Below are 11105 nucleotides of genomic sequence, written 5' to 3'. Positions count from 1 at the left end.
CATCACCATAATCTAATCTCAGCTAATAAAAAATTTTAATTTCTCATTCGCAGTTATATTCGTTGTAAAAGAACTTTGTTTCTTCCCTACGCTCATGGATCAAAGGGCAAATGCCGTCCTCACCAAGAATTTCGGTTACTGACCTAAAAACGGCCAGAAGACCAAAATACAAAATCGACTCGGCCAGTCAAATCGTTTTTGCAGAAATTTTACAAATCCATCATTCGAAAAAACGAAAACCGGGCCCACTTATGTGACATAATTCAAATATGAATTCGAAGAGATTTAGATACTTCGGAGCCCTTTGGGACATAGAATTAATTCATTACAATATCTTAATATAGTTCTTGAAGTTATATTCTTCCTAATCAATTAAAGAATCTCCAGTAATCAAAATTCCGCGTAAAACCTGGATGCTGATTGCGAAAGTAATATAATGTGATAAAGGCCATGACAGGCGAACTCTCCCACGAGCCACTCCCCCCACCCAAGGACAGGGCGGGGGCGATCTTACAAACCCTGTAGGAACTCCAACAAGTTACGCATAGAAATCCGAGCAGCTTCTTCTTGTCTTTTACAAGGGGCCCCGGATAGTTTTATCGCACATCTGTGCCTCGATATATTTCTGCGTAATCTTTTATCTTTTTAGTTCGATGAGGCCAAACACATAGTGTCGATTTTAGCTATGCTTTCGATTCAATCGAACGGCTCGAACTCTTCTCTCGTTTGGCCCGCGGCAGAGATGCGCAGGGCTTTAGTCCAGGCAAAGCCTGGATGAGCGCGAATGTATTTCGTGCCCATTAAAGCAATTGGTGTCCGATAAGGATTTTGCTTCATTGCATTCAGCAACCCTAAGGGTTTTTCGCTCCCTACAGGTCGCTCAAAAACCCTTAGTAACTCGCCTGAGCCTTACGAAGAGCCTCCCAAAGCATTTGTAGGAATTCCCACATGAGGCCAATTCGGATAGATCTAGAATACGAAACTATTATTGAACCTCCTACAACGAGTGATTTAAAGGAGTTTGAAAATGTCTTGTGAGTGAAAGTAAAAGGGCTATCTTGACCAAAACTCGAAATGAAACTTCGCCGCTCTCTTAATCTTTACGATTCTATTTCTCTCATGTTCAGCTCTATGGTGGGACCGGGGATTTTTATCACTACCGGTTATATACTAACCCAGACTTCCAATCCAAGCTGGGCGCTTCTTTGTTGGATCTTGGGCGGATTCTTGGCTATAGCAGGTGCGATGAGTTATGCGAAATCGGCGAGTATCTTTCCGTATGCAGGAGGAGATTACGTTTATCTAAAGGAAGCTTATTCCCCTATCGTTGCATTTTCAAGTGGATGGCTTTCTCTTTCCGTAAATTTTTCGGCGTCCATCTCTCTTTCTGCGATCGCGTTCTCTAAGTCGTTTCTTACCTTATTCAATCCGAGTTGGGACATTTATTTTTTGGAGTCTAAGTTTCTCGGAATCACATTCTCCCTGGGTGTGGCTCAGATCTTGGGAATTTCCACGATTTTGTTTTTTACGATCGTAAACTTTTTCGGAATCGGATTCGCTTCTCGTATCCAAAATTTTTTCACTACCTTCAAAATTTTGGGCCTGGTTGCATTCGTCGTTTTAGGATTTACTATAGGAAATTATGATATTCAAAATTTTGAATCCTTTTCCTTGATCCCTTCCGACCTGCAAGGATGGAATCTTCTATTGGCAGGAGCAATCCCGGTCACTTTTTCCTATTTGGGCTGGAACATGATCACTTATGTTGCGGAAGAGGTGAAAGATCCTGAAAAGAATATCTATAAGTCCGTGATTGTTTCTTGCACTTTAGTTACTCTTCTTTATGTTCTCATCAATTTTCTGTATTTAAGTTCAGCTCCTGTTCAATTTTTAGCAGGAGATGAAAAGATAGGTGTAACTGCTTCCGGGTTTTTATTCGGAAACGGTGTGAATATTCTGATCACTGCATTTATCTGTTGGGTGTTTTTAGGCGGAATTTCCGCTTATATCATCGGTGGTTCTAGGATCTATTTTGCTATGGCGAGAGATGGATTCTTTTTTCCAAGTATGGCTAAACTACATTCTAAATATCATAGTCCTTACAAATCTTTGATCTTTCAGTTTTTGTATGCCTGTCTTTTTTGTTTTGTAAAAGAAATAGAATCACTTTTATACCTAATCACCTGCTCTACCCTATTATTAGCGACAATTACGGCTTATACTCCTGTTATTTTTGAAAAAAGACATTTAAAGAATGAATTCAAAATTCCAGGATATCCGTATTCTACTTATTTATACATACTTTCTAATATTCTAATTATTGCAACTTTGCTCTACAATAAAAGTGCGGAAGCTCTTTGGGGTTTCGGATTTACTTTATTCTCCATTCCATTATACTATTATTTTAAACTTTCTAAAAAATCTCAACCGATACCGATTGACACAATTTCCGAACCGGAATTGGAAACAGGCGGTTTAAGTTTACTTCCTGAAAACGAACCTATTCCTGTAGGCAGCGCAGATCCCGCTTAAGTTTCGACCTTGGAACTTTCTCCTAAAAACAAACTTAGGCTTCATAGATACTTGGGAATTATTTCTTTAAGTTTTCTTTTTTCTCGTCCGTTTATCATTCTATTCCAATTTCCTGATATTCTAAATTTCGAATTATTCTCCGCATATATCGGAAGAATAGGAGCTATCTTTGGAGTTTTAGCGTTTATTAGCAGTGGAGGATTGGGAAAATACCTGGACGAAAAAAAAGCAAGAGTTGCCGAAATTCATACAATTCTAATGCTCGCAGGTTTGACCATGCAAGTTCCTGTTCTTGCAGAAGTCGAAATTCTTTTGGTCCCAAATTTGATCTCTTACCTTGGCTGCGGAATCTTAGCCTGGGGCTGGATCTTGGGCAGAAGAGTTTTTATAAATAGAAAACGTATCCTTCCTTTTTGAGGTTTTCAAGCGATCCTTAGAAAGCGAGAAAACCCGGAGGGAGACTAGCGGAGCGAAGTCAAATTCTCATTCAAACAACCCGCACTTAAATGAAAACATTTTGGGACAGATAGGCTTAAGAATTTGAAAGTATGTTCTTTCGGAAAGAATAGGCGAATTGAGAAATATCCGCTTCTTTCCAACGATTCTTATCATAGTTGATATTGATAGCCATTCTATTTTCGTAAGTTGTTACGGTTGTGAAAATTGTTTGTGTTAAAGCAGGATGAACCGTAAAAGAAAGTTCTTTTACTTTTATTTCATCAGAACTTAGGACTGGAATAATTCCTACGTTACTCAACAAACTGGATTGAGGATTTCGGCTCATCAATAATTGAAAAAGTTTTAATCCGTCTTCTTTTTCTAAAAATTGTTCCGAAGGAGGAAGAAGTTCGTAAAATGCTCGGCCTTCCCTTCTTCCGATACGAGCTCTTACATCGTTCATAATGGCCTTTGCTTTCATATCGAAAGGATCTCTGATATTCACCGGAGTAGTGAATAATGAAATATAAAGTCCTAATGCGGAATCAGGAACGGGATGGCTCAAATGAGGCCTTAGGTCTGCCGGAGTAGAAAGGTACAATACTCCTTCTTGTCCTTTATCAAAAAAATCAGCAAGTGCAGTAACCTGAGAAGCACCTAAAATCCCATGAAAGGAAATCTTTTTTTGTTTGGAAGTTTTTAAGAGTGAATCAACGTCTTCTTCTTCCAAATAGAAACTAATGATTTCAGGATCTTGCTCTTCCTTCTTACGAGTGAATTGAGGAATAGCGAGCGGTTTTTCTGGCTTAGGACCACCTTTATATAATTCTTCCGCAGGATATAATTCCATTAAGGAAGAATATTCCGAATCTCCTTCTATTTCGTCCGCTTCTCCCGTACTTGCCCTGAGGACATCTAAGAGGAATCTACAACCTGATCTTCCATCTCCGATACTATGATGAAAGATAACACCGATCGCAAATTTAGAATTTCCGGATGTATAAAATATAGTTCTGATTAAAGGAGAATCTCCCAATTCAAAAAGCCGGATAGTTTCCTTAGCTAATTTGGATTTCCAATCAGGTGAATAGAAGTCCTTTTGGATGGGAATTTTTTTGTCTGAGGTGGCAAAGTATAAGTGAGAATCTTGTCCGGCCTGCTTTAAGATCTGAACCTTAGCTAACGCATGTTTGCTTTGGATAAGATCCAGGGCCTTGCGCAAACTTTCTTCAGAGAAAGAACCTTCTCCTTCTGCCATTACGCAGAAGTTCATAGAGGAGGCACGGTCGTATAACCAGAAATTTGCCTCCGCTTGGTCTAAAGATCGAATGAATTGCCCTTGTGGTCTTTCAGATTCTTTTAAATTTTGCATGCCATTTCCGACTTTAAAGTATTAGGCCGGAATCGCAATACCATCCATTTCTTCTTTTTGGTAACGATTCGCCCTTGTCATACTTTCAAAGTCGTTAAAACGAATTCCATATTTTTTTAAGAATGGTTTTACTTTAGGTGCGACCGCTTGTCGTAGATAGAATGGCTGTGTCACCACAAAATGATGGATTCCATGAGTGGCTCCAAAATTAAAACAGAACAAATGTAAAGGTAATATCCACCAAGAATCCAACACTTGGGTCTGTTGGTATAAACTCTTCACATCTCCGTAATAATGCATATTAGAAGATACGATCTGAATAGCAGATTGCCTTAACCAACAAGGGATCAAATATACTACTGCAGCAGTATTTAAGAAATTATGAATGTTTGCGACGGTTCCTGTTTCTTGTATAGGGTTTCCTAAGGTCCAGTTGATCAATGAAATCATTCCCCAGATCAAGAATGAATACCAAAGAAGAAGGTATACTAAACGATAAGGCCCCTTAATCGGCTTAGCTTTTATTTTTGCAAGATAACGGATCGCGTCCTTTCTGATCTTAGGCCCTTGTAGGACGACTGCCATGATAGGATCTATCATTACAAGTATACGTCTGAACCCCCAAGGCATTCCATTACTGATAAATCTTTCTTCTATATCTTCGATGTTCCCGGAAAGTTTATGATGCAGAAGATGGATCTCTTTTCTAAACCAAGGATTAACAGTATTCGCACGGAATAACCAAACCATCCAGAATAGAAAATTTTGAACTTTTGGATTTTCTTTAAAATAAATACTATGGATCAAGTCATGCTCCATCTCATGAAGAAAAGAAGCTAAGATCCCATTCCCAATAATACATGCCCAGAATGGAATGATATCCATTACATACAAACTTCCTAATAAGATCATTCCGAAAGCGGATCCCATAGTGATCCCGAATCCGATCGCGTTTTGGTATTTTAAAAAAGAGAAACGTTTTCTAAGTTTAGAATCCGAACGACGAATCCATTTGATAATACGTTTTGTTTTTTCTTTTTCGGTAAATCGATCCGAAATGTTTTTTCGCTCAAGGGTTAAGGAATTCATATCCACTCCGATGTAACTGATGGAGAGAATTATACGAAAGGATCTCTGATCCGTCGTTCCATTCTATAAACCGACACCGTAGGATCGGTTTCAATTGATAGGATGGGACCGTTATTAAGGATTTTTTTCCCTAAATTCGGATGGAGGAACTCCAACTTCTTTCTGAAATGCCCTATGGAAGGAGGTTTTACTTCTAAATCCCACCTCATAGGCGATATCTAAAATGGAAGAATCTTTGTTTTTAGAGAGTAATTCACAAGCTTCCCGAATCCTATACTCGTTTACAAATGCCGAAAAGTTTTTGCCCATTTCCTGATTAATTAGCTCGGAAAGTTGGTGAGAAGAAAGTCCTAACTCATCCGCTAAACTCGCCAAACTCAAGTCCTCATCTTTGTACAGTTTTTCGACTTCCATCGTTTGTAATAAATTTTCTCTGAGTGTACTTATGTCCATTCCTTGGAGCAAGGAGCGGGAATATTTTTGGAAGGTCACTCTTGCGACTTCTTGCAAATTTTGGAAATAAGCAGGGTATCTTCTTCCAATCAAATAGGAAACACAAAGACTTAAGCCCATCATAGAGGCGCTAACCAATAGAAAAAGAGGGTTTTTACCTATTAGAAAAAATGCACCTACGGAATGATTTGCAATCGTAGCAAGAATGATATAAAGCAAAACTCTCGCAGTCCATTCTTCCTTCAGAACATTCGGTTTAAATAATATTCTGCTACCTCTCAATAATCCTGCGATATATGCGGCAAGTATAAGAAGCGGGATTAGAAAGACAAAATCATACGTGCTTCTTGTTTCTGAGAAGGATCGGATACCTTCTCTTATAGATTCTGAATCCGGAATAAAACTTAAAAAATATAAAACCCAGATGACCCCAGGCAAGATGGAATGTTTTGGACTTAATCCTAATGCAGATTTTTCGAATTCTGAATCTTGGATAATCTTATGAATCCCGTATAGAATCGGGCCGATGGAACCTAAAACGGGAACATGAAGAAGTACAATTCTAGGAAAGTAAGAAGAGAGTCCGAACACATAAAATAAACAAGTGCCCTGCAATAATCCCAAACATATAAATAGCAACGAAAGCAAACGATTCAGGGCTGTTTTTCTTTCTAGAATATTCTGCCCAATACATAATAGGACCCCTAGGTATGTTCCGAAGATTGTAAATGAAACCAAAATCCAGAAAATCTGAGATTGAGAAACTTGTTCCGGAAGGTAAATCGGAATATTAGGCATCCAAGGCTTTATCCACGATCTATCAGTGCTGTCAACCTTCTGTGGGGCCTTTATTTTAGTTGGGAAACGAAATCGGTTCTTTCTTAAAAAGTAAGAAAGTTTGACATCAAATTTAGAAAAATAAACGACATAGGATTCAGAGAGTAGACTATATGGTCTACCCGCCACGGAGGATTTTATGAAATCTTATACTTATATCCAAATAGAAAAAAAGGGATCGGTGTTTTGTATCGCCCTCAATCGCCCCGACGCAAGAAACGCAATGAATACACAAATGATCATGGAGTTAAGCGACGCTCTTACTGTTTATGAAGATGATGCAAGTTCAAGATGTGCAGTTTTATATGCGAACGGTCTTCATTTTACTTTCGGATTGGAATTGGAAGATGTTGCCAAATCCATCATAGAAAGAGGTAGAAGTTTCTTCCAAAACGGGAATGTCAATCCATGGGATACAGGAGGAACAGGCAGAGTTCGCAAAAAACCTTTGATCACAGCAGTTCACGGGTTTTGCCTAACTTTAGGAATTGAATTGATGCTTGCTTCCGACATCGCACTGGCCGCAGAAAAGACTGTGTTCGCTCAAATGGAAGTACAAAGGGGGATTTTACCTTTCGGTGGTGCTACTATCCGATTCGTAAGGACTGCCGGCTGGGGAAATGCAATGAAACATATCCTAACAGGAGACAGTTTCGATGCGAACGAGGCATATCGGATCGGACTAGTTCAAGAAGTTCTACCTAAAAAGGAATTAGTACAAAGAGCAATAGAACTTGCTGAAAAAATTTCTGCCCAGGCTCCTAAGGCGATAAATGCAGTCTTGGCGAACGCAAGAAAGGCCATTGAAGTAGGAGATCTGGAAGCGATAGATGATCTTTTACCTTTGGTAACTGATTGTTTAAAATCGGAAGACGGACAAGAAGGGATCCGCTCCTTATTGGAAAAAAGAACGGCAGTTTTTAAAGGAAAATAGTATTTTAAATTTTTAGAATATATTATTTCGGATAAAATTCATTTTAGTTTGCAACCTTAACAAACAATATTCGGATGCAGGGAATTCTACTTGCCTTCGCATATGTTTCTTTGAGTTTAGCAGGATCTGAGGGGATCTAAATGGATTTTAGCCTAAGCGTCGATGAACAAGAGTTCACAGAATCATTTCGCACTTTTTGCAAAAAGGAAATTCATCCTTTTGCGGAAGAAGCGGACAAAACAAAGGAACTCCCCAGATCTCATTATCTCAAATTAGGAGAGGCCGGTTATCTAGGCCTTTTACACGAGGAAGAATTCGGCGGACAAGGAGCAGGAGTTTTTTTAAGCACCTTAGCCATGGAGATTATCTCCGAATCCTGTGGTTCTACTTTCTTTAGCGCAGGTGCTTCTGCGGGATTATTCGGACTTCCTATAAAACATTTCGGAACCCCAGAACAAAAGAAAAAATATCTGCCTGATATTATCTCCGGTAAGACCATCGGCTCTTTAGGGGTCACCGAACCCGACGGAGGTTCTGATGTTTCCGGGCTTTCTTCTCTTGCTAAAAAATCAGGAAAGGATCGTTACCTTTTATCCGGCCAAAAAACCTTTATCACAAATGCTCCCAATGCAAACTATTGTTTGGTTCTTGCGAGAACCTTGGACGAGACCGGAAAAGAAAAAGGGCTCACTCATTTTATCGTAGATCTAAATTCCAAAGGTGTCTCCAGATCAGCGGCAATGGACAAGATGGGATTGAAGGCGTCTCCAACCGGAGCATTATTCTTCGAAGATGTAGAAGTTCCCGAAGAGAATATTTTAGGTAAATTAGGAAAAGGTTTTAGACAAACAATGCAAACCTTTAATGCGGAAAGACTTTCTTTGGCCGCTTACTCCTTAGGAGTTATGAAGGCTTGTTTAGATGAATCCAAATCTTTTTCCGCTTCTCGCAAAAGTTTCGGTAAATCCATTTACCAACACCAAGGTGTTGCATTTATGTTAGCGGAAATTTATTCCAAATACGAGGCGGCGAAATGGCTTACGTATAATACCGCTTGGGAAATGGAAAAAATAGAATCGGAAGGAAAACCAAGTATGAGTCTTTCCGGAAAATGCGCCGCTTGCAAATTATTCGCCACCACTGCCGCGAGAGAAGTTACAAATCTAGCGGTTCAGATTCACGGAGGTGCCGGTTATATGGATGAATATAAAGTTTCTCGTCTATACAGAGACACTAGACTTGGAGAAATAGGCGGTGGAACAAGTGAGATCCAGAAACTGATCATCTCCGGAAGTATCATGAAGAATTCTTAATGTACTTCCGAAAGTTCGGATCCTAATTTTTCTTCCAGATATTTATGGATCTCGGGGTCGTTATCTTCTATTAATTGCCAAAAGGAAAATCCTCGGATCTTGTATTTATCCAATATTTTCATCTTCTTCTCGAAAGCACTTCGATTCATATAGAATGCGACTCTATCACATCCGCCCATTCTATACCAGAGAGAAGGATCCGAATATACGTGACCTTGATGCCTATACAAATAAGGCCTGAGATAGGTCCAATCTTCAGCCTTGGGTTGTGTTTTAAATATTTCTAATACATCGGTGGGCTCTTCTTTTCTGGGAGCCATTTTTTCCCGGATCCATTTTGCTCTAGAATAATAGACCGATTTTGTTTCTGCCTGACAGTGTAATGCCCAGTCGTATCCGTAAGTGGGGATCGCCATGTACAATTTGTCATTTGGGATACGGGCAACTGCATATTCTAAAATTTTATCGATCCACCAATCCGGAGCCTGAGGACCTGGTCCAGGAAAACCTTGTTTACGAGGATGTAATTCATAGGCCATAATTTTGACCTTATCCGCAACCTTCCCTAAAAACTCGTAGTCATGAGTCAACTGGCCTCTGTAAGCTTCATAAAAATCCACTTGGATGGAAGACTTCAAACCTTTGCAAGGATATACGGAAGGTTTTTCCGCAACAGTTTTAGGATGGATGGCTACTGATAGGATCTTTCCCTTTTTATGCAGTTCATCCCGGAGAAGTATTAGAAATTCCTGAAATACTTCCTTCTTCTCGCAGGTCATTCCTTCATAGTCTATATCGATCCCGTCGTATCCGTATGTATCTATCTCTTTGAGTATGTTCTGGATATGAAGATCTCTGACCTTGGTGTTTCCATTCAGACCGATCGCATCCGAGACTTTTTCGAAATCGTTTTCCCAACGAAAAATTGTGGGAATGATCAATGTTCGCGGAGACATGAGCCTGAGCCAACGAATCCTTTCGTCGATCTCGTCCTTCTTCCAAACGGAAAGTATACGGCCCGTATTACTGCGTCCACCCTCCAGATTATACAAAAATGGATGGATCTCATCATAAAGATGGACATATTTCATCATTGCATAAAAATCTTGAGACCAGGTAGAAGCGAACAAACGACCTTCTGGAGCTGTAGGAGGTGCAACTTTTTGAGACTCCTTAGGACCTTCCAAAAAACAGGCTCCTAAAAGCCCGGAGAATGCTAAAATAAGGACAGGAAAAAATAACTGATGAATAATACGTTTCAAGGTTTCCGAGGTTTTTACAAATAGAAACGATGACAAGTCGGAAAACGAATTAGTAATACGGCCCGTCAAAAGATGGAATATAAAAAAAATTTCAGTCCATTACAACTCAATCTAGGAATCCAATATTCTGAAATTGCACCTTGTACTGAACTCATATCTTGTATCGCATATTATTGGGAATTCAGTTCCGAATTGTCCACTCCAAGCCAATACCAAGTAGTCCCCGATGCTTGTGTGGATCTTATCTTAAATCTAAACTCCGAAGGCCCTGTCTTAATTTCTCTCTCCCCGACTTCCTTAGAAAGTTTTCCTATTCAGCCTGGGGATCGTTGGTTCGGAATACGATTTTTGCCTTCCGGAATTCGCAGATTCTTTAAAATGGATCTTGGAGAAGTAAAGGCCCAGACTTCTCCCTTTCTTGAAATATTCCCGACGGAAGCTAAAGAATTAGAAGAAAAATTAAGAATTTCTAATTCTTTTTTTAATCGGATCAAAACTTGTGATCTTTATTTTTCGGGACTTTTAAGGAAGAAGGTTTTAGAAACCGATCCAAGGATCGAGACTTCTTTGAAAGAAATATATTCAGATTTTCAAAAGCCCACGGAAAAATTGGGATTTCAAATTTCTTCCAGGCATCTCAGAAGATTATTCTCTGAAAATATAGGACTCTCTCCCAAAGAATTTGCGAAAGTTCTAAGATTCCAAACAGTTCTTCGTAATTGGAAAGAAAACGGCAATCTAGAAATAGGAGAAGGTTTTTACGACCAGTCCCATTTTATCAAGGACTGGAAAAAATTCACAGGTCTCACTCCTTCTTCTCTGCGCAAATTTCGTTAATACTTTGTCCGATTTTTACAATCCGGATCTTTAGTTTC

At 39.4% G+C, this 11105-nt stretch carries 9 protein-coding genes; 5 read left to right on the top strand and 4 right to left on the bottom strand.

What is annotated here, in order from left to right; all coding sequences use genetic code 11:
• The first annotated feature begins 1074 nt into the window (after nt 1-1074).
• Together CH365_RS19155 and CH365_RS19150 are read left to right on the top strand one after the other, a co-directional pair.
• Nucleotides 1075-2532, top strand: a complete 1458-nt coding sequence (locus CH365_RS19155; RefSeq protein WP_100770149.1) for an APC family permease — start codon at nt 1075-1077, stop codon at nt 2530-2532.
• A gap of 9 nt (nt 2533-2541) precedes the next feature.
• Nucleotides 2542-2949, top strand: a complete 408-nt coding sequence (locus CH365_RS19150) for a hypothetical protein (protein WP_100770148.1) — start codon at nt 2542-2544, stop codon at nt 2947-2949.
• A gap of 115 nt (nt 2950-3064) precedes the next feature.
• Here CH365_RS19150 and CH365_RS19145 read toward each other — a convergent pair whose 3' ends face one another.
• The 3 genes from CH365_RS19145 to CH365_RS19135 form a co-directional block, all read right to left on the bottom strand.
• Entirely contained in the window at nt 3065-4342 is a 1278-nt protein-coding gene (locus CH365_RS19145) for a phthiocerol/phthiodiolone dimycocerosyl transferase family protein (protein ID WP_100770147.1), read from the bottom strand.
• Nucleotides 4343-4363: 21 nt separating this feature from the next.
• Complete coding sequence (locus CH365_RS19140; protein ID WP_100770146.1) at nt 4364-5431, bottom strand: fatty acid desaturase; 1068 nt, start codon at nt 5429-5431, stop codon at nt 4364-4366.
• Between the two features lie 114 nt (nt 5432-5545).
• Complete coding sequence (locus CH365_RS19135) at nt 5546-6682, bottom strand: helix-turn-helix domain-containing protein (protein ID WP_100770145.1); 1137 nt, start codon at nt 6680-6682, stop codon at nt 5546-5548.
• A 178-nt stretch (nt 6683-6860) separates the two neighbouring features.
• On the opposite strand from CH365_RS19135, the gene CH365_RS19130 reads away from it, so the two are divergent.
• Together CH365_RS19130 and CH365_RS19125 are read left to right on the top strand one after the other, a co-directional pair.
• On the top strand, nt 6861-7655 hold the full coding sequence (locus CH365_RS19130; RefSeq protein WP_100770144.1) for a crotonase/enoyl-CoA hydratase family protein: 795 nt from the start codon (nt 6861-6863) through the stop codon (nt 7653-7655).
• Between the two features lie 140 nt (nt 7656-7795).
• A complete protein-coding gene (locus tag CH365_RS19125) occupies nt 7796-8968 on the top strand; it encodes an acyl-CoA dehydrogenase family protein (RefSeq protein WP_100770143.1) in 1173 nt (390 codons plus the stop codon).
• On the opposite strand, the gene CH365_RS19120 is transcribed toward CH365_RS19125, so the two are convergent.
• A complete protein-coding gene (locus CH365_RS19120) occupies nt 8965-10155 on the bottom strand; it encodes a glycosyl hydrolase family 18 protein (protein ID WP_425268573.1) in 1191 nt (396 codons plus the stop codon). The two genes, CH365_RS19125 and CH365_RS19120, sit on opposite strands and share 4 nt — an antisense overlap.
• A 147-nt stretch (nt 10156-10302) precedes the next feature.
• Between CH365_RS19120 and CH365_RS19115 the strand changes: the two genes are divergently transcribed.
• Entirely contained in the window at nt 10303-11067 is a 765-nt protein-coding gene (locus tag CH365_RS19115) for a helix-turn-helix domain-containing protein (RefSeq protein WP_100770142.1), read from the top strand.
• Nucleotides 11068-11105: the final 38 nt, after the last annotated feature.

Source organism: Leptospira neocaledonica (assembly GCF_002812205.1).
In the GTDB taxonomy this organism is placed as follows: domain Bacteria; phylum Spirochaetota; class Leptospiria; order Leptospirales; family Leptospiraceae; genus Leptospira_B; species Leptospira_B neocaledonica.
This window is presented reverse-complemented; position numbering and strand designations above follow the sequence as displayed.